This is a genomic window from Saccharothrix saharensis, assembly GCF_006716745.1.
GTDB classification, from domain to species: domain Bacteria; phylum Actinomycetota; class Actinomycetes; order Mycobacteriales; family Pseudonocardiaceae; genus Actinosynnema; species Actinosynnema saharense.
Genome location: NZ_VFPP01000001.1, coordinates 8,015,137 through 8,033,185 on the forward strand (window position 1 = coordinate 8,015,137; position 18,049 = coordinate 8,033,185).

Below are 18,049 nucleotides of genomic sequence, written 5' to 3' on the forward strand. Positions count from 1 at the left end.
GTCATGCGGGGCCGTTAGCATCCGGGCCGTGGGAGCGAAGCCGGGCAGGATCGCGCGTCGGGCCATCGGCGCGGGCCGGCGTGAGTCGGCCAGTGTCAGCGCCGCCGCGTTAGGGCTCTTGTTGCTGGTCGGCGCCGCTCTCGGCGACGGCATCTCGCGCACCGCCGTCGAGGTCTCCGACGGCCTCACGTGGTTGAACGACGACCAGCGCGGCGAGGTCGTGCAGGTCAACCCGAGCTCCGGGAAGCCGCAGACCCGCTTGCAGGTCAGCGGCGCGGACGCGCAGCTGGAGATCGCGCAGTCCGACGACAAGCTGATCGTGCTCGACCGCCGCACGGGCCAGATCACGGTGATCGACCTCGCTACCCTGCTGTCCTCCGGTCGCCGCCAGGCGCCCCCCGGTCCGTCGGCGAAGGTGCTCATCGCGGGGGACATGGTGTTCGTGGTCGACCGCGCCGCGGGCTCGGTGCACAACGCCGACCCGGTGACGCTGGTCGACATCGGGTCGCCGTGGTCGGCGGGGCAGCCGCTGGCCGACGTGGTGGCGGATGACGACGGCGTGCTGTGGGCGGTCGACCACGGCGGCAACCTGCACGCGTTGGAGTGGTCCGCCGACGAGCTGGAGTTCGTGGAGCGGTCGAACAAGGCGGTCGCCGGCGCGGGTCCCCGCACGGCGTTGGTGCCGCACGAGCGCGGCGTGACGCTGCTCGGGTTGGAGGGCGGCGTGGTGGTGCGCGACGGCACCGGCCGCGACCTCACCACGAGCACGAAGACGTTCGGCGGCGACCCTCCGGGAAGCGTTCGGGGGCTTCCGGACGACCCTCGGGCGCCTCCCGCCGCACCGCCACCGTGTGATCGGGGTCCACAGTGGACCTGGCGTGCGACGCCGGCACCGACGCCAGCGCCGCGCGCAGCGCCGCCGCGTCCGGGAACCGCTCCTCCCGCTCCTTGCGCAGGCACCGCAGGATGATCGCCACCAGCTCCACCGGCACGTCCCGGCGCAGCAACGACCGCGGCGACGCCTCGCGCACCCGGCCCAGGTAGGAGAGCATCGTGTCCTCGCCGGGGTTGTCCGACGCGAACGGCGGCTGCCCGTCCAGCAGGGTGAACAGCGTCGAGCCCAACGACCACAGGTCGTCGGCCGCGGCGGGCGGTCGACCGTCGACCATCTGCGGCGCGGCGTGCCGGTAGCTCACCATGCCCAACGACGCGGTGTGCGCCGCGTCCGCGCCGCGCGCGATGCCGAAGTCGGCCAGCACGTACGACGTCGGCAGCACCAGGATGTTCTGCGGCTTCACGTCCCGGTGCAGGATGCCCTGCCCGTGCGCGAACGCCAGCGCGTCGGCCACCGCGATCCCGGCCGCGACCACCTCGTGCACCGGCAACGGCCCGCGCTGCCGCAACCGGTCGTGCAGCGACCCCAGGTCGTAGTACTCCATCACGATGCACGGCCGGCCCGCGATCACGCCGGTGTCCAGCACGGTCACGATGTGCGGGTGCTGACGGCCGAGCCGGACGGTGATCTCCAGCTCGCGGTGGAACCGGCTGACCGTGTCCTGGTCGGTCACGTCCAGCACCTTCACCGCGACGTCACGGCCCAGCCCGACCTGCGTGGCCCGGTACACGGTGCCCTCGCCGCCGTGCGCGACGAGCCGGAAGTCGCTGTAACCGGGCAGGGTGACCGGCCCAGCCGCGCCGCTCGGACCGGGCTGCGGCGGCGGCGCCCAGGCCAGCAGGTCGTCGGCGGGGTCCACGACCGGGATCGTATCCGGCCCGGGTTCCGCGTGGTGGGGCACGACATCGGAAGGGTGCGTCGACATGCGGCCGAACGCGGGGCGACGGAGGGTGTGGGTGTCGCCGACGTCTGCCGGAGGGAACGTGGGATGAGTGACCCGATCGTGGTCGGAGTGGATGGTTCGCAGTCGGCGCTGACGGCCGTGCGGTGGGCGGCGGAGGAAGCCGCGCGGCACCGCGTGCCGCTCGCGCTCGTGCACGCCTACCTGGTGCCCGAGCGGGGCTACCCGGACGTCGTGGTGAGCAGCGGCCAGGTGCGCGAGGCGTTCGAGGAGCAGGGCAGGCAGTGGCTGGAGACGGCGGCGGCGAGCGTGCGCGACCTCGTGCCGGACGTGCGCACGTCCGTGGTGGCCGCCCAACCTGCCGCCGCGATGATCGCCGCCTCCGAGGGTGCCCGGCTGGTCGTGCTCGGGTCGCGGGGGTTGGGTGGGTTCCTCGGCCTGGTCGTGGGGTCGGTGGCGGTGGCGGTGGCCACGCACGGCCGGAGCCCGCTGGTCGTCGTCCGCGGCCCGTACCCGGCCACCGGCCCGGTCGTGCTCGGCGTGGACGGCTCGCCTGCGGGGGAGGCGGCGATCGGGCAGGCGTTCGAGGCGGCGTCGGTGCGGGGCGCCCCGCTGACCGCGCTGCTCGCGTGGACGCCGTTGCTCGCGGGCACCCCCTACGCCGACAAGGTCCGCGTGCACTGGGCCGAGGTGGAGGAGCAGCAGCGGCAGTTGCTGGCGCAGCGGCTGGCAGGCTGGCAGGAGGAATACCCGGACGTGGTGGTCGACCGGCGGGTGGTGCGCGAGCGGGCGACGAAAGCCCTGATCGACGCCTCGCGCGGCGCTCAGCTCCTCGTGGTCGGCAGTCGGGGTCGCGGCGGCTTCGCGGGCCTGCTCCTCGGCTCCACCAGCCAGGCGCTGGTCCACCACGCGTCGTGCCCGCTGGTGGTCGTCCGACCGGACCGTTCGGCGGACTGATCCGCGCCGCGCACGCCGGCCGAGGTGATCTTCGGGCATGATCGGCACCGCGAGGTGGACGCCTCGGTCCGTACCGGCGACGCGGCGGGGGAGCGGAATGGTCGCAGTGCTCGGCGGTCTGCGGGGTAACCGCGACCTGGCGGTGCTGGTGGTCGGGTCCGGCGTGGCGGGCCTGGGCGCGCAGCTCACGCTGATCGGGTTCACCACCGCGCTGGCCGGTTCCGGCGCGTTCGCCGTGGCCGGGTTGTTCGTGGCCGTCGCGCTCGGCGCGGTGCTGGGCGCGCCCGTCGCCGGGTGGGCCGCCGACCGGTTCCCGCACCGCCTGCTGCTCAGCGTGGCGGTGTTCGCGCAGGTGCTGCTGCTGATCGGGCTGCTGTTCGGGCACGAGCGGCCGGCCGTGCTGTACGGGCTGGTGGCGGTGCTGGGCGTGGCCGGCGGGGTCGTGCGCACCTGCGCGTCCGCGCTGGTTCCGGTCGCGACCGGGGAGGACGGCGCGGCGGGCGGGCACGCGGCGATGTCGTCGGCGCAGAACACCGCGGCCGTCGCGGGCATCGTGCTCGGCGGCGTGCTCGCGGCCGGTCCGGGCGTCGAGTGGGCCGTGATGCTGGACGCGGTGTGCGCGTTCGCCCACCTGGCGCTGGTGGTGCTGTGGCTGCGGGTGGACCGCGACCCGCGGCAGGACGACGTCGGCGCCGCGTCGAGCGGCCAGTGGAGCGGGTGGGTGCTGCTGCGCAGCGACCGGTTGCTGCTCGCCCGCGTGGTCGCGCAGGCCGTGGTCGGGGTGGCGGTGGCGATCGCGCTGGTCAACGAGGTGTTCCTGGTGCTCGGCCCGATCGGCGGCACCCCGTTCACCTACAGCGCGGTGCTCGCCTGCTGGACCGCCGGCCTGCTGCTCGGCCCGAACCTGACCCGCCGGTTCACCACACCGCGGGCGCTGGTCCTGGCCTTCGCCGGTGGCAACCTGGTGCTGGCGTTGGCGCTGGCCGCGCCCGCGCAGCTGCCGCACCTCGTGGTCAACGCGGTCGCGTGGCTGGTGGCCGGCGCGTGCGGCTCCGTGCAGAGCGTGACGCTGAACGGCCTGGTGCAGGCCAGGACGTCCGACGCGGTCCGGGGCCGGGTGTTCGCCACCGTCGGTGCGATCACCGCGTGCTCGGGCGCGGTGGGCATCGTGGTGGCGGGGGCGGTCGTCAGCGCGGCGGGGCCGCTGGCGGCGCTCACGGTCGCGTCGGGCTTCGCGCTGGTCGCGACGCTGATGGCGGTCCTGACCGTGCTGCGCCGCGACCACCTGCGCGCGTCGCTGGTGTCACCGGACTTCGACCGCGTGCCGCTCTGACCGGCACGCCACCACCAGACGAGCACCGCCACCGCACCGGCCGACGGCATGACGGTGGACGTCGACGTCGCGTCCACGACGACACCGCCGACCAGCGCCCCGATCGACAGCGTCGCCTGGAACGACGACGTGAACACCACGGCCGCCGCCTCCGGCGCGCGCGGTACGGCGGAGGCGATCCACGTCTGCGAGCACACCGGCACCGCGCCGTATGCGAGCCCCCACACCACCAGCAGCACGAGCGCGCCCGCGTCCCACCGCCCGACCACCGGCAACAGCGCCGTCGCCACGCCCGCCGCGCCGCACACGAGCAGGAACACCGTGACGTACGTGTAGGTGCCGAAGTGCGCGAGCACCACCAGGAACGTGACCAACAACCCTGACCGGACACCGGCGACGCGCAGCACGTCCCGCAGCACCGACGCCCGCGTGACGTGCACGGCCGACAACACCGACCGTCACCACACCCAGCACCGACCCCGGCGGCACGGCCGCGAAGACCACGGCCGTCGCCAACCCGGCCCGTTCCGGCCGCACCAGCCGTGCCGCCAACCGCTCCCCGACCTACCAGAACGCCCCGATGACGAACCCCACCACCACCCGTGACACCACGACCACCCAGTACGCGGACGCCACCGCCGCGAGGAAGTCCGCCACGGCCAACACGAGCACCGATCCGCACGCCATCGCCCGCCGGTCGACCCGCCCGGTCGCCACCGTCACCACCGGCGCGGCGACGGCGGCCAGCAGCCCCGGTGCCGTCATCATCAACCCGGCCGTCCCGGTCGAGACGCCGAACTCCGCGCCGATCGGCGTCAGCAGGCCGATCGGCAGGATCTCGGTCGTCACGATCGAGAAGATCCCCGCCGTCACGGCGAGGACGGCGGGCCAGTTCCCCTGCGCTCCGATCATGGGCCCAGCCCACCAGGCGGGGCCGTGCCACGTCTGGCGGAATCACGACGGCTCGGTCCGGTGTGACGTGATGGTGCCACCACGGAGTCCCGGGCGCGGGAGGACGGGCCTCCCGCGCCCCGCGCGATCAGACGACCTTCGGGTGGACCTGGGTTTCGCGGCCGGTGACGGCGTCGATCGCGAACACCCGCTCGATGCGCGGGTTGCCCTGCAGCGTCGGGAAGTCCGCCAGGTCGACCGGGCCGTCGTCGGCGCGGTTGGGGCCCAGGAGGACGTAGACGTCGCCGTTGGCGCTGCGGGCCGGGCCGGCCGTGACGGTGTCCGACAGTTCCGGTGACCGGTCGGTCGTCCCGGGGCGGCCGTCGAGGTTCGTCATGAACTCGGCCAGGTCCATGAGGTTGTGGCGTCGACCTTCGGTGTCGATGGTGTCGCCGGCCCAGAAGAAGGACCCCTCGCCCTTGGTGGCGAGGATGTCGCGGATGTTCTCCCGCCACCGCTCGCCCTCCTCGGCCGGGAGGTCGCGCAGGTCGAGGCAGGGCTTGCCGTCCACCGAGGTGATGGGGAAGCCGTGCTCGTCACGCTCGTGCCGGACTTCGCGCGGCACGTCGTGGCCGGGACGTGCCTCACCCGTGGGGTTGCGATCGTCCGACTCACCGGGCTTGCGGTCATCGTGGTCGAGACCGGGGGCGTTCGAACGCGGTGGCGTGTCGGCCTCGCCGCCGGTCGACGGCAGACCCGTGCCGGGCTCCGGCATGCCCGGCTGCTTGAAGAGGTCTTTGGGGACTTCGGGGATCGGTGGGGTGGGTGGCGGGGTCGTGCCGGCGGACGGTGAGGTCGCGGAGCTGCCGCCGGACGAGCCGCCCGTGCCGAGGTCGGGGATGCCCGGCTGCTTGAAGAGGTCTTTGGGGACTTCGGGGATCGGTGGGGCGGGTGGCGGGGTCGTGCCGGCGGACGGTGAGGTCGCGGAGCCGCCGCCGGACGAGCCGCCCGCCCCGCCGCTCGTGCCGAGGTCCGGCGTGCCGGGTTGGTCGAACATCTCCTCGGGCACTTCGGCGACGGACGGGGTCGGTGGCGGGGTCGTGCCGCTCGTGCCGGGGTCGGGGATGCCGGGTTGCTTGAAGAGGTCTTTCGGTGCCTCGGGGATGGGTGGCATCGGCGGAGGGGTCGTGCCGGTGGGCGGTGTGGTTGCCGGGGGTGTGGTGGGGGAGCCGCCGGGGGTTCCGGAGCCGCCGCCGCTCGTGGAGCCGGTGGGGGTCGCCGCTTGGGGATCGGGGACTTCCGGGAAGTCGGGGACCGGCGCGGGTCGGGTGGTGGGCGGCGGCGGGGTGCTGCTCTGGCCCGTGGTGGTGCCGGAGGTCTCCGGCGGCGGACCCGCGGGCCCGGAGGGGTTTCCGCCTCCGGACGCACCGGGGAGCTGCTCGGTCGGGGTGACCGGTGGGCCCTGTGGAGCCGGGGTGCCGGTGGGGCCGCCCGACGGAGCTCCTTGGGGGCCGTCGGTGATCTCGGCGGAGTCGAAGGAGGTGAACTGCTCGCCGTTGGCGCGGTCGGCTTCCAGGTGGGTCCGCGCGGTGGCCTTGAGGCCTTCGCCGACGAGCCCCAACGTCGAGGCGGCCTTGCCCGCCAGCTCGACCGACTTGCCGTGCGAGGCGTTGAACGCTTCCACGGCGAACGTCCCGACGGTGCCGAAGGCGTTGCCCGCCAGGGTCTGGCCGGACAGCGTCGACGACACCTCCTGGTAGCCGGTGCGCAGGTTCTCGGCCTGCTGCTGGAGCGAGTCGATCGCGGACTCGTCCATCGTGAAGCCCGAGCCGCCGCCGGGAGGCGGCGTGCTGATGGTGGTCGGTGTCAGGTTGGTGACCATGGCGTTTCTCCGCGGAACGGCAGGGATGGACGAGGAGGGAGGCGTTCGACGACCGCTCGCGGCCTAGTAGGGCTTTGTTAGGTGCTGTTGACCTGCGGTTGCTGTGGTGTGGTCGTGGCCTGGACGGGTTGTCGGCAGGTGTGGCAGACGCCTGTCCAGGCCGCGAGTAAGGCTTGGAGTTCGCGCAGGACGGCGTAGAGGGTCAGACCTGCGCAGGGGCTTTTGGGGTGCGGCGCAGCCGGGTGCAGATTGCCTGCGCGACCGAGGCCAGCGTGACGTGGCGGTGCCAGCCGATCCAGGAGCGGCCCTCGAAGTGGTCCAGGCCGAGGCCGTCCTTGAGTTCGCGGTAGTCGTGTTCGATGCGCCAGCGCATTTTGGCCAGCTTGACTAGGTCGCGCAGGCGGATGTCGACGGGCAGGGTGGACAGCCAGTAGTCGGTGGGTTCGGGTTCTCCGGTGGGCCATTCAGCCAGTAGCCAGCATTCGGGCAGGCTGCCGTCGGGGGCGCGGGGGATGTTGCGGTTGGCCGGGCGCACCCGCAGCGCAAGGAAGCGGGAGCGCATGGTCGCGGTCGGGTTGCCCGCGCTCCTGCGGGAGCCGTGGCGCCAGACCACGAACCGCCCCGCCGAACGCCCGGCTTCGGTGACCAGGGTCTTGGCGGTGACGGGCTTGTCCGGGTAGGTCGTCTTCGTCGGCGGGCGGCCGATGCCCGACCAGCTCGGCGGGACCGGGGCCGTCGAGCCGGGATGCAGGCTGGTGGAGGCCGAGACCGCCACCGCGTAGGTCAGACCGCGGTCGGTCAGCCCCTGGCGGAAGGCGGTGTTGTCGCCGTAGGCCGAGTCGGCCACCACCGGCCGCCGCGGCATGCCCCAGTCCAGCAGCTCGTCGATCATGTCCAGGGCCAGGCGCCACTTCTCCCGGTGCCGCACTTGGTCGGGGATCGCGCAGCGGGCCCGCTTGCGGGCGATCTCCGCGGCTGTCCGCTCGTCGTCGGCCTTGGTGTCGTCCCAGGACTCGGGCAGGAACAGCCGCCAGTCCACCGCGGCCGAGGTCCAGTCGGTGACCGCGTGCACGCTGACCCCGACCTGGCAGTTGCCCCGCTTGCCCAACGCCCCGCAGTACATCCGCGCCACCCCGGGCGAGGAGGTCCCGTCCTTGGGGAACCCGGTGTCGTCCACGGCCAACGCGTCCGGGTCGACGAACCCCGCCGCCCACACCGCCAACCTGCGCCGGACCTCGACGTGGTCCCAGGTCGAGGTGGTGACGAACTGCTGCAACTGCTGATGGTCCACACCGAGGCGCTCGGCCATGGGCTGCATCGACTTGCGCCTGCCGTCCAACAGCAGCCCACGCAGATACAGCTCACCCTTGCCGCGCTGGTCACGCCGGGCGAACCCGCCGAACACCTCCGCGGCGAACCCTTCGATGACCGGCCGCACCTCGGCCATCTCCTCCGGCGTCACCACCGCAGGAAACCACACCGCCCACACATCCCATCACTCGACCTAACAAAGCCCTACTAGGCGGTGTCCTGTAAGCCGGTGATCAGGGTGTCTGGTAGTTCTGGTGCATGGTGGGGCGTGGTGAGCTGACCGATCGTGCGTGGGCGGCGATCGAGCCGCTGTTACCGGTGTCGGGGCGTGGGCGTAGGTGGCGGGATCACCGTCAGGTGATCAACGCGATCCTGTGGAAGCTGCGTACCGGCGCTCCGTGGCGGGACCTGCCCGAGCGCTACGGGCCGTGGAAGACCGCGCACGAGCGGCTGCGCCTGTGGACCGCGGACGGCACCTGGCAGCGCATCCTGGACCGGGTGATCGTGAAGGACGACTCGGTCGGCGAGCTGGAGTGGATCATCAGTGTCGACTCCAGTGTCGTCCGGGCCCACCAGCACGCCGCCGGTGCCCGGAAAAAGGGGGATGCACCGCCGGGGTCGAGGCCCTCGCCGTCGACGGGGAAGGCCTCGGGCGGTCCCGGGGCGGACTGAGCACCAAGATCCACATCGCGGTCGACGGACGCGGCCTGCCGATGCGCATCCTGATCACACCCGGCCAGGCCGGGGACAACCCGCGATTGCTGCCGCTGTTGGACGGCATCCGCGTCGCCCGGTCCGGCCCCGGCCACCCGCGCGTCCGGCCCGACGTGGTCATCGCGGACAAGGCCTACTCGCACAAGTCGACCAGACTCGCCCTGCGCGCCCGTCGCATCGCGTTCACCTGTCCGGAACGCAAGGACCAGGTCGCCCGCCGCGCGGCCCTGGGCTCACGCGGTGGGCGGCCACCGGTTTTCGACGCCGAGCGCTACAGACAGCGCAACGTGGTCGAACGCTGCTTCAACCGGCTCAAGCAGTTCCGCGGCCTGGCCACCCGCTACGCCAAACGAGCCGCCTACTACCAGGCCGAACTCACCATCGCCGCCATCGTCCTCTGGCTGCGATGACGAATTACAGGACAGCGCCTAGTCGGTCGCCTCGACCCGGCGGACGGTCGCCTCGTGGGTGGCGGTCACGGCGCGCGCCTGCAACGGCTCGGCGACCCCGTGTTCGGCGACCCGGTGTTCGGCGAGGCGGTACGCGGTGACGGGTTCGGTGGCGCGCATCATCGGCTGCGCCTCGTGGTGGACGGGCGCCTCCACGCGCATCGCCTGCACCATCGGCTCGGCGCGGACGGCGTGACGCGCCTGGACCGGCTCCTCCGCGGCGACCCGCATCGGTTGCCAGGTCTCGTGTTCCGCCGCGACAGCCCGCATCGGCTGCAAGGCTTCGTATTCCCGTGCAACGGCCCGCGTCGGCTGCACAGCCTCGAATTCCCGTGCGGTCGCCTGCATCGGCCGCAACGCCTCGTGTTCCCGGGCAAGCGCGTGCATCGGCCGCAACGCCTCGGTCCCACGCTCCGGCACCAGCGGCCTCGAAGCGGTGCGCGCCGTCATCGCGGCCGTCTCCCCGCCCGCGGCGGACTCGAACCGCTCCCACTCCCGCCCGATGTCGTCGGAAATGCCGTCGAGCTGCTTCACCCGGTCCACCTGACGCGTCAACGCCGCGTTCAAGTCGTCCACCTTCGCCGCGATGCTCGACCCGAGCTGCGTCGCGCTCCCCACCACCGACCCCAGGAACACCGCGATCGACGCCCCGAACGTCACCGGCGCGAACACATAAGCCTGGATCGCACCGGGCACCAGCGAATCGGAGTACTGCCCCACCGTGTGCAGCACGGCCTCGCGCAACGCCTGCACCATCGCACCGGTGTTCTCGACGACCACACCCTTCACGGCCACCGCCTCGGCCAGCGAACCCAGCTCCTCGCCGAGCTTGTCCATGCTCGCCCGGTACGCGTCCGCGGCCGTGCCGGTCCACCCCTCCGGTCGCGCCAGCACCTCCCGCTGCCCCCGCGCCAGCTCCCGCATCCGCTCCGCCGCCGCCCGGAGCGCGTCGACCGTCGCCTGCACGCTCCCCGGGTCGTTCTCCAACCGGTCGATCGGCTCCCGCAGGAACGCCACGTGGTCGACCGCCCACCCCGCCACACCCCGCAGGCTCGCGAACGGGTCCGCGGGCACCCGGCCACCGGTCGGCCGGCCCACCACCGACTCCGGCTCGGCCTGCGCCTCCTGGCCGATCACCTGGATGCGCTGGTCGACATCAGCCCTGACCACGGCTTTCCTGAGCATCGTCTGCGCGGGGGCGCCTGTTGCCATGAGCCGGACCTTCCTCGGAGCGCGTGCCGGGACGACTGACTCGACGCAGTCAAGTGATCGCCGCCAACGCCGCGCCAACGTTGGGCTAACGATCAAGCCCCGGCACGGCTCCGCGCCCGCGGGTCAGCGCCGACGCCAGGCCCGCACCCCCACGACGGTCGGGATCGCGGCGGTGATCGCGGAGCCCACCGCGATCAGCACCACCGACCACAGCGCCGACGACGCGGTCACCCCGGCGATCAGCGTCACCAGACCCACCGCGTAGGTCAGGCACAACGCCACCGCGAGCAGCACCCGCCGCGGGATGCGCAACCACGAACGGGCGCGGGCGAGACGCGCGACGAAACGGGGGTCGTCGTCGTTCAGGTGCCGCTCGATCTGCGCCAGCGCACGTGCTTCCTGGTCCGTCAGTCCCATGCCCACTCCACCTCCGCGTCGGGTGCCCGTGCTCTCGCCTTCCCAGTGTGACCCGAACGAGACCGGAACGCTATGAAATCGGAGCCGTCCGGCAATCGGTGAGAACGCGCCCGCCGGTCGCCGCGGAGTTGACGGGCCGCCCGCGCCGGGACTTGGATCCGATCATGCCGAAGGGGTCAACCACCGCGGGTGACCGCGTGCTCGCCAAGGTCGCCGTCCGCATCCTGCCGTTCCTGGGCCTGCTGTACTTCGTCAACTACCTGGACCGCGTCAACATCGGGTTCGCCGGCCCGAACGGGATGAACGACGAGCTCGGGCTCGGCGCGACCGCCTTCGGGTTCGCCTCCGGCATCTTCTTCCTCGGCTACCTGATCCTCGAGGTGCCGAGCAACCTCGCGCTGCACCGGTTCGGCGCCCGCCGCTGGATGGCCCGCATCATGATCACGTGGGGCGTGGTGGCCACGGCGATGGCCTTCGTGCCCAACGCGACCGCGCTGGTGGTCCTGCGGTTCCTGCTCGGTGTCGCCGAAGCCGGTTTCTTCCCCGGCATCATCCTCTACCTGACCTACTGGTTCCCGGCCGCGCAACGCGCGAAGGCGGTCGCGCTGTTCATGGCCGCGGTCCCCGTCTCCTCGGCCATCGGGTCCACCGTGTCGAGCCTGCTCATCGCGCACGGCGACGGCGTGTTCGGGCTGTCCGGCTGGCGGTTCATGTTCCTGGTCGAGGGCGTGCCGGCGATCCTGCTCGCGTTCGTCACCTGGTTCTACCTGACCGACCGGCCGGAACAGGCCACCTGGCTCGCCGAGGACGAGCGCCGCTGGCTCGCCGACGAGCTCGAAGCCGAGCGCCGCGGCACGGAGGCCGCGCACCACTGGCCGCTGCGCAAGGCGCTGGCCCACCCGCGCATCCTCGGGCTGGCGTTCGTGTACTTCGCCATCGCCTACGGCCTGTACGCGCTGGGGTTCTTCCTGCCGACCATCATCGCGGGCTTCGGCCGGCAGTTCGGCACGAAGCTTTCCGTGCTGGAAGCCGGGCTGGTGACCGCCGTCCCGTACGTCGTCGCGGCGGCGGTGATGGTGTTCTGGGCGCGTCACGGCGACCGCACGAACGAGCGCAAGTGGCACGTGGCGCTGCCGATGCTCGTCGGCGGGTGCGCCATCCCGGTCGCGCTCTACCTGGGCAACCCCTACGCGGCGATGGTCGCGGTCACGGTGTGCGCGGTCGGCGTGTGCTGCGCGCTGCCGACGTTCTGGGCGCTGCCGTCGACCTTCCTCACCGGCACCGCGGCGGCGGGCGGCATCGCGTTGATCAACTCGCTGGGCAACACCAGCGGGTTCGCCGCCCCCTACATCACCGGGTGGCTCCGCGACCTCACCGGCACCCAGCGCGCCGGCATGTGGCTCGTCGGCGCGTGCATGGTCGGCGGCGCGCTGCTCGCCCTCGCCCTGGGCGCCAAGCCGCGCGAGCGCGGGTGACGGCCGACTCGTCCCGGACCGTGACACGACGTGTGATCAAGGGCACAGACAGTTATGTCCTGTCTGGACCATTCGGGTGCTTTGTAGTCCTTGGAAGGGACACTTGAACGGGTGAAATTGAGGGGTCCACCCCGGCGGGTCACCCTGCCAGGGTCCCGCTCTTCGAAGGGCTGCACCTCGTGGCAAGAAAAGGCTTCGTCGCCCTGACCGTCCCCGTCGTCCTCGGCGCGTTGTTGACCGCCGGCTCCTCGCCGGCCGAGTCGCAGGTGCCGCTGCAGAGCCCGATCGACATCACGCCGTCGGCCCTCCGCGTCGACCCGCGCCTGCCGAGGCTGGAGATCTCCTACGGCCACCACGTCGCCGGGGACCTGCACTACGTCCGCAAGGACGCCGCCGCGGCCGACGGCTGCACCGCGCGCGACCACGAGGAGACCGAGGAGTTCGAGGTCGAGCCCGGCGCCGGGCACGTCACGCTGTCGGGCGTCCGCTACGACCTCGTGCAGTTCCACTTCCACACGCCGTCGGAGCACCGGTTCGCCGGCCGCGCCGACCCGCTGGAGATGCACCTGGTGCACCGCAGCGCCGCGGGCGCCCTGCTGGTGATCGGCGTGCCGCTGCGCGTCGGTGCCGCGTCCACCGTGGACACCGTGCTGGCACGCCTCGCGCCCGAGTGCGGCGAGGAGGTGCACCTGCCCGACATCGACCTGAACACGCTGCTGCCGGTCAACCGCGCCACGGCCCGCTACCAGGGCTCCCTCACCACCGCGCCGTTCACCGAGGGCGTGCAGTGGTTCCTGATGGGCGAGAAGACGGTCACCCAGGCGACCGTGACCCGCTTCCGGAGCACGTTCTACGCGGGCAACGCGCGTCCCGTGCAGCCGCTGAACGGCCGCGCGGTCCGCGTCGAGCTGCCGCACCTGTGACCGGTCCGGTGGGGCGGGTGATCACCCACCCCGCCGGTGACCGAGGAAGCGCGGCGCTGTCCCGGACGACCCTGACCGGAACGGTCCAGCACGGTGCGGGCGTTCTGCCGATCGGGTTCCCGGCTGGCGCGGCTCTCCGTCGACGGCGCGCGCGGTCGCCCGCTCCCCGGCCCGCGGCCTGGTTCCGGCCGCGAAGGTCGCGTTCCGGTGGACGCCCTGCGGTCCGTCGGGCGTCCGATCGCCCGGGGAGGTCCACACCGGTGCCATGCGCCGGGAACCCAGGGCATCGACCGCGCCCGCACGGGCCCTGTGCGCGATGACACGTCCGAGGCGCAACCTGCACAGGTCTTGTACACAACGTGATCATGCGGTAACGATGAGTGCATGGCGATCCACGTGCTGGACCCGACCGGTCGGGACGTCCAGGCGGAAGCGGCGGCGTTGCGCGCCCGCGGCCCGGCGACCCGGGTGGCGCTGCCGGGCGGGGTGGAAGCGTGGGTGGTCGGCGACCTGGACCGGTTGCGCCGCCTGCTCTCCGACCCGCGCGTCTCCAAGGACGCCCGCCGGCACTGGCCCGGCCTCGCGGGCATCTCGCCGGACTGGCCGCTGTACCTGTGGGTCGCGGCGCACAACATGTTCACCTCCTACGGCGACGAGCACCGCAGGCTGCGCCGGTTGATCTCCAAGGGCTTCACCGCCCGCCGCGCCGAGGCGCTGCGGCCGGACGTGGAGCGGATCGTGGCCGACCTCGTCGACCGGCTCGCCGCCGGACCGGACGTGGTGGACGTGCGCGCCGGGTTCGCCTACCCGCTGCCGATCGAGGTCATCTGCCGGCTGATGGGCGTGCCCGACGACGCCCGGCCCGAGCTGCACCGGATCGTGGACAGCCTGTTCGTCACCACGACCACGCCGGAGGAGGCGATCACGAACCAGGGCCGGCTCTACGAGATCCTGAACGACCTGGTCGCCGCCAAGCGGGTCGCGCCGGGCGACGACCTGACCAGCGGCCTGATCGCCGCCCGCGACGAGGACGACGCCAGGCTGAGCGAGGCGGAACTCGTCGACACCCTGATCATGATGATCGCCGCCGGCCACGAGACCACGGTCAACCTGCTCGACCAGGCCGTCACCGCGCTGCTCACCCACCCCGACCAGCTCCGCCTGGTCACCTCCGGCGAGCGCACCTGGACCGACGTGATCGAGGAGTCGTTGCGGTGGCAGGCACCGGTGGCGAACCTGCCGCTGCGCTACGCCGTCGAGGACCTGGACCTGGACGGCGTCACGATCCGGCGCGGCGACGCGATCCTCGCGGGCTTCGCCGCCGCCGGCCGCGACCCCGCCCTGCACGGCGACACGGCGGGGGAGTTCGACCTCACGCGCGCGGACAAGACGCACCTGTCCTTCGGCCACGGCGTGCACTACTGCCTGGGCGCGCCACTGGCCCGCATCGAGGCCGAGGTGGCGTTGCCCGCGCTGTTCGGCCGGTTCCCCGCCCTCGCGCTCGCGGTGCCCGCCGACGAGCTGGAACCGGTCCGCTCGTTCATCTCCAACGGCCACCGCACGCTCCCGGTCAGGCTGCGGTAGCCAGCCCGTGGTAGGCGGCCAGCACGATCCCGAGGCCGCGGTTGTCACCCAACGCGCCCTGCTCGAGCATCTGGTTCATCACGTACGCCACCGTCATGCGGGTGTTCAGGTCAACCACCACCACAGAACCGCCCCACCCGCCCCACGAGCACGTCCGCCCCTCGATCCGGTACCCGATGCCGTACCGGATCGGCACGCCCAGGTAGTGGTCCACGCCCCGGAACTGCTCCTCCAGCACGCGCAGGCACCCGGCAGCCGACAGCAGCCGCACGCCGCCGACCGCGCCGCCGGACGCCAGCACCGACTGCACCAGGCCCACCGAACGCGCGTTGCCGTGGCCGCCCGCCGACGGGATCTCCGCCCGACGCCACGCCGCGCGGTTCGCGTCCTGCACCACGATGGCCGGGTTGGGCTCCTCGCCCGGCAACCCCGGCGCGGCACTGCCCGAACCGCCCGGGGGCGGGAGCACCGGCGCCACGCGGTGGTCGTGCTCGACCGGCAGGCCGATGTGGAAGTCCGCGCCCAACGGCCCGGCCACCTCCTCGGCGAAGAACGCGCCCAGGGTCCGGCCGGTGACCCGGCGGACCACCTCGCCGATCAGGAAGCCCTGCGTCAACGGGTGGTAGCAGCCGACCGCGCCCGGCGCCCACCGGGCGGGCTGCGCGGCGAGCCGCGCCGTCACGCCCTCGCGGTCGAACAGCTCCGGCACGGTGATCGGCTCGGCCCACGTCGGCAGGCCGGCCGTGTAACCGAGCACGTGCCGCACCCGCACACCGCCCTTGCCCGCCGCCGCGAACTCCGGCCAGTAGTCGGCCACCGGCGCGTCCAGGTCGAGCACGCCCCGGTCGGCGAGGATCAGCGCGCACAACGCCACCATCGTCTTGGTGGTGGACCAGACGTTGACGATCGTGTCGCGTTCCCACGGCGTGGTGCGGGTCGCGTCGACGTGACCGCCCCAGAGGTCGACCACCGGCTCGCCGTCGACGTACACGGCGACCGAAGCGCCCACGTCGTCCTGCGCCAACGACGCCGCGAACGTGTCGCGCACCCTGCCGAACCGCTCGTCGCACGTGCCACGGATCTCCGCCACCGACGGAACGTAACGCGGGCGGCGGGCGCCCGGCGACCGCGTTCTTGCCCGACCCCGCCAACCGGGACGCCCCGGCTGCGCTGTTCGGCGCAACCTCACCTCGCCGGCGCGCGATGCCGTGCGAGGTCGACTTAGGGTCGGGTCATGAGCCCCGCCTTCTCCCGCCGCGGCTTCCTCGGAGCCGCCGCCTGGTTACCCGTCGGCGCGCTCCTGCCGGGCCAGGTGACGGCCGACCCGCCGCCCGCGTTCCCGGCGGGGATCGACCTGTACCGGCAGGCCTACCGGAACTGGGCGGGGGAGATCCGCACCGACGACCTGTGGACGTGCGCGCCGCGCACCCCGGCCGACGTGGTGCTCCTCGCGAACTGGGCGCACGGCCAGGGGTTCGCGTTGCGGCCGCGGGGTTTCCGGCACGGCTGGGCGCCGCTCACGGTCACCGCCGACACCACCGGCGCGGACCGCGTCGTGCTGGTCGACACCACCGAGCACCTCACGGCGATGACCGTGCTGCCCGGCGCGGTGCGGGCGCAGACCGGCGCGTCGATGGACGCCCTGCTGGCGTTCCTGGAGGACGCGGGACTGGGCGTGACCAACACCCCCGCGCCGGGCGACTTGACCGTCGGGGGCGTGCTCGCGATCAACGGCCACGGCACGTCCGTCCCCGCGGTGGGCGAGACGCGGCCGCCGGGCCACACCTACGGCTCGCTGAGCAACCTGATCCTGTCGCTGACCGCGGTCGTGTGGGACGGCGGCGAGTACCGGCTGCGCACGTTCCAGCGCGACGAGCCCGAGTGCGCCGCGCTGCTGACGCACGTGGGCCGCGCGTTCGTGACCGAGGTGACGTTGCGGGTCGGCGCCAACCAGAACCTGCGCTGCGTCAGCCGGGTCGACATCCCGGCCGGTGAGCTGTTCGCGCCGCCCGGCAGCGGCGCGACCCGCACGTTCGCGAGCTTCCTCGACCAGACCGGTCGGGTCGAGGCGATCTGGTTCGCCTTCACCGACCACCCGTGGCTCAAGGCGTGGAGCGTCGCGCCGACCAAGCCGCCGACCTCCCGGCACGTCGTCACGCCGTACAACTACGTGTTCTCCGACAACGTGCCCGAGCCGGTCTCCGACCTCGCCGACCTGCTCATCACCGGCGCGTGGGCGCTCACCCCGACGTTCGGGCAGCTCCAGTACACGACCGCGGCGACCGGGCTGACCGCCACGCTCACCACCGACCTGTGGGGCGCGTCGAAGAACCTGCTGCTGTACGTCAAACCGACCACCCTGCGCGAGACGGCGAACGGCTACGCGGTGCTGACCAGCCGCGCCGAGGTGCAGCGCGTGGTCAGCGACTTCGCCGCGTTCTACGAGACCCTGCTGCTGGCCTACAAGAACCGAGGGCTGTTCCCGGTCACCGGCCAGGTGGAGATCCGCGTCGGCGGGCTGGACGACCCGGCGCACGTCGGCGTGCCCGGCGCGCGGACCCCCGCGCTGTCGGCCGTGCGGCCGCGCGAGGACCACCCCGAGTGGGACGTGGCGGTGTGGTTCGACGTGCTGACCTTCCCGACCGCCCCCGGCGCGGCGGCGTTCTACCGCGAGCTGGAGCAGTTCTTCTTCACCCACTACACCGGCTCCTACGCGTCCACCCGGGCCGAGTGGTCCAAGGGCTGGGCCTACACCGACGAGGCGGCCTGGTCCGACCACACCGTGCTCACCTCCACCGTGCCGGATTCCTACCGCCAGGGCCCGAACCCGAGCTGGGACGCCGCCCGCGCCACCCTGAACGCCCTCGACCCGCACCGGGTGTTCAGCAACCCGTTCCTGGACGTGCTGCTGCCCTGACGGCCGGCCGACGGCCTCGACCCGGGTCGGTGACGTCGTCGGTGCGCCGTCCGGCACGTCGGAAGCGCCCTCTGTCCCACCTCGGCGAACACCCGGTCCCTGCGGCATCAGGCCGATGGCGCGGTGGCGCGGGAGGGGCATCCTCGATGTCATCGACGTCGACAGGGAGGACACGTTGGTGATCGGGA

At 72.9% G+C, this 18,049-nt stretch carries 15 protein-coding genes; 8 read left to right on the forward strand and 7 right to left on the reverse strand.

Features of this window, described 5'->3' with window-relative positions; all coding sequences use genetic code 11:
- Positions 1–755: 755 nt before the first annotated feature.
- Positions 756–1,754, reverse strand: coding sequence for a serine/threonine-protein kinase (locus FHX81_RS36435; protein WP_170232300.1), 999 nt, complete (start codon positions 1,752–1,754; stop codon positions 756–758).
- A 129-nt stretch (positions 1,755–1,883) separates the two neighbouring features.
- Between FHX81_RS36435 and FHX81_RS36440 the strand changes: the two genes are divergently transcribed.
- The 3 genes from FHX81_RS36440 (at position 1,884) to FHX81_RS43095 (ending at position 4,422) form a co-directional block, all read left to right on the forward strand.
- Positions 1,884–2,753, forward strand: a complete 870-nt coding sequence (locus FHX81_RS36440; RefSeq protein WP_141983023.1) for a universal stress protein — start codon at positions 1,884–1,886, stop codon at positions 2,751–2,753.
- Between the two features lie 97 nt (positions 2,754–2,850).
- The gene (locus FHX81_RS36445; RefSeq protein WP_170232301.1) at positions 2,851–4,086 is read left to right on the forward strand and encodes an MFS transporter; all 1,236 of its coding nucleotides are present in this window, start codon (positions 2,851–2,853) and stop codon (positions 4,084–4,086) included.
- A 48-nt stretch (positions 4,087–4,134) separates the two neighbouring features.
- Complete coding sequence (locus FHX81_RS43095) at positions 4,135–4,422, forward strand: hypothetical protein (protein WP_425473862.1); 288 nt, start codon at positions 4,135–4,137, stop codon at positions 4,420–4,422.
- A gap of 228 nt (positions 4,423–4,650) precedes the next feature.
- Here the strand turns inward: FHX81_RS43095 and FHX81_RS43100 are convergent, their stop codons facing one another.
- The 3 genes from FHX81_RS43100 to FHX81_RS36460 form a co-directional block, all read right to left on the reverse strand.
- A complete protein-coding gene (locus tag FHX81_RS43100; RefSeq protein WP_425473863.1) occupies positions 4,651–4,998 on the reverse strand; it encodes an MFS transporter in 348 nt (115 codons plus the stop codon).
- A 127-nt stretch (positions 4,999–5,125) separates the two neighbouring features.
- Positions 5,126–6,859 carry a hypothetical protein gene (locus FHX81_RS36455; RefSeq protein ID WP_141983025.1) on the reverse strand — a complete coding sequence of 578 codons (1,734 nt, stop codon included), beginning with the start codon at positions 6,857–6,859 and terminating at the stop codon, positions 5,126–5,128.
- A 202-nt stretch (positions 6,860–7,061) separates the two neighbouring features.
- The gene (locus FHX81_RS36460) at positions 7,062–8,321 is read right to left on the reverse strand and encodes an IS701 family transposase (protein ID WP_425473873.1); all 1,260 of its coding nucleotides are present in this window, start codon (positions 8,319–8,321) and stop codon (positions 7,062–7,064) included.
- 107 nt (positions 8,322–8,428) lie between these two features.
- Here FHX81_RS36460 and FHX81_RS36465 point away from each other — a divergent pair.
- Positions 8,429–9,294 (forward strand): IS5 family transposase gene (locus FHX81_RS36465; RefSeq protein ID WP_425473864.1). Its coding sequence is split into 2 segments (ribosomal slippage): positions 8,429–8,797 and positions 8,800–9,294, totalling 864 coding nucleotides; the frame shifts between segments, so codons are not numbered across the junction.
- 18 nt (positions 9,295–9,312) lie between these two features.
- Here the strand turns inward: FHX81_RS36465 and FHX81_RS36470 are convergent.
- Entirely contained in the window at positions 9,313–10,545 is a 1,233-nt protein-coding gene (locus tag FHX81_RS36470; RefSeq protein ID WP_141983026.1) for a WXG100 family type VII secretion target, read from the reverse strand.
- Positions 10,546–10,668: 123 nt separating this feature from the next.
- Positions 10,669–10,962 carry a DUF3040 domain-containing protein gene (locus FHX81_RS36475; protein WP_141983027.1) on the reverse strand — a complete coding sequence of 98 codons (294 nt, stop codon included), beginning with the start codon at positions 10,960–10,962 and terminating at the stop codon, positions 10,669–10,671.
- Between the two features lie 164 nt (positions 10,963–11,126).
- Between FHX81_RS36475 and FHX81_RS36480 the strand changes: the two genes are divergently transcribed.
- From FHX81_RS36480 to FHX81_RS36490, 3 genes are all read left to right on the forward strand, one after another.
- On the forward strand, positions 11,127–12,437 hold the full coding sequence (locus FHX81_RS36480) for an MFS transporter (protein WP_141983028.1): 1,311 nt from the start codon (positions 11,127–11,129) through the stop codon (positions 12,435–12,437).
- A gap of 179 nt (positions 12,438–12,616) precedes the next feature.
- Positions 12,617–13,360, forward strand: a complete 744-nt coding sequence (locus tag FHX81_RS36485; protein ID WP_170232302.1) for a carbonic anhydrase family protein — start codon at positions 12,617–12,619, stop codon at positions 13,358–13,360.
- 384 nt (positions 13,361–13,744) lie between these two features.
- Complete coding sequence (locus FHX81_RS36490) at positions 13,745–14,944, forward strand: cytochrome P450 family protein (RefSeq protein WP_141983030.1); 1,200 nt, start codon at positions 13,745–13,747, stop codon at positions 14,942–14,944.
- Here FHX81_RS36490 and FHX81_RS36495 read toward each other — a convergent pair.
- Positions 14,931–16,034, reverse strand: a complete 1,104-nt coding sequence (locus FHX81_RS36495) for a serine hydrolase domain-containing protein (RefSeq protein WP_141983031.1) — start codon at positions 16,032–16,034, stop codon at positions 14,931–14,933. The genes FHX81_RS36490 and FHX81_RS36495 overlap by 14 nt on opposite strands.
- Before the next feature lie 144 nt (positions 16,035–16,178).
- Between FHX81_RS36495 and FHX81_RS36500 the strand changes: the two genes are divergently transcribed.
- Positions 16,179–17,861, forward strand: a complete 1,683-nt coding sequence (locus FHX81_RS36500; protein ID WP_141983032.1) for a cholesterol oxidase substrate-binding domain-containing protein — start codon at positions 16,179–16,181, stop codon at positions 17,859–17,861.
- The last annotated feature ends 188 nt before the right edge of the window (positions 17,862–18,049 follow it).

Coding starts and splice junctions, on each gene's coding strand:
- FHX81_RS43100 (WP_425473863.1), bottom strand. CDS start 4,998: ATGATCGGAGCGCAGGGGAACTGGCCCGCCGTCCTCGCCGTGACGGCG.
- FHX81_RS36490 (WP_141983030.1), top strand. CDS start 13,745: ATGGCGATCCACGTGCTGGACCCGACCGGTCGGGACGTCCAGGCGGAA.
- FHX81_RS36455 (WP_141983025.1), bottom strand. CDS start 6,859: ATGGTCACCAACCTGACACCGACCACCATCAGCACGCCGCCTCCCGGC.
- FHX81_RS36500 (WP_141983032.1), top strand. CDS start 16,179: ATGAGCCCCGCCTTCTCCCGCCGCGGCTTCCTCGGAGCCGCCGCCTGG.
- FHX81_RS36440 (WP_141983023.1), top strand. CDS start 1,884: ATGAGTGACCCGATCGTGGTCGGAGTGGATGGTTCGCAGTCGGCGCTG.
- FHX81_RS36480 (WP_141983028.1), top strand. CDS start 11,127: ATGCCGAAGGGGTCAACCACCGCGGGTGACCGCGTGCTCGCCAAGGTC.
- FHX81_RS36470 (WP_141983026.1), bottom strand. CDS start 10,545: ATGGCAACAGGCGCCCCCGCGCAGACGATGCTCAGGAAAGCCGTGGTC.
- FHX81_RS36475 (WP_141983027.1), bottom strand. CDS start 10,962: ATGGGACTGACGGACCAGGAAGCACGTGCGCTGGCGCAGATCGAGCGG.
- FHX81_RS43095 (WP_425473862.1), top strand. CDS start 4,135: ATGACGGTGGACGTCGACGTCGCGTCCACGACGACACCGCCGACCAGC.
- FHX81_RS36445 (WP_170232301.1), top strand. CDS start 2,851: ATGGTCGCAGTGCTCGGCGGTCTGCGGGGTAACCGCGACCTGGCGGTG.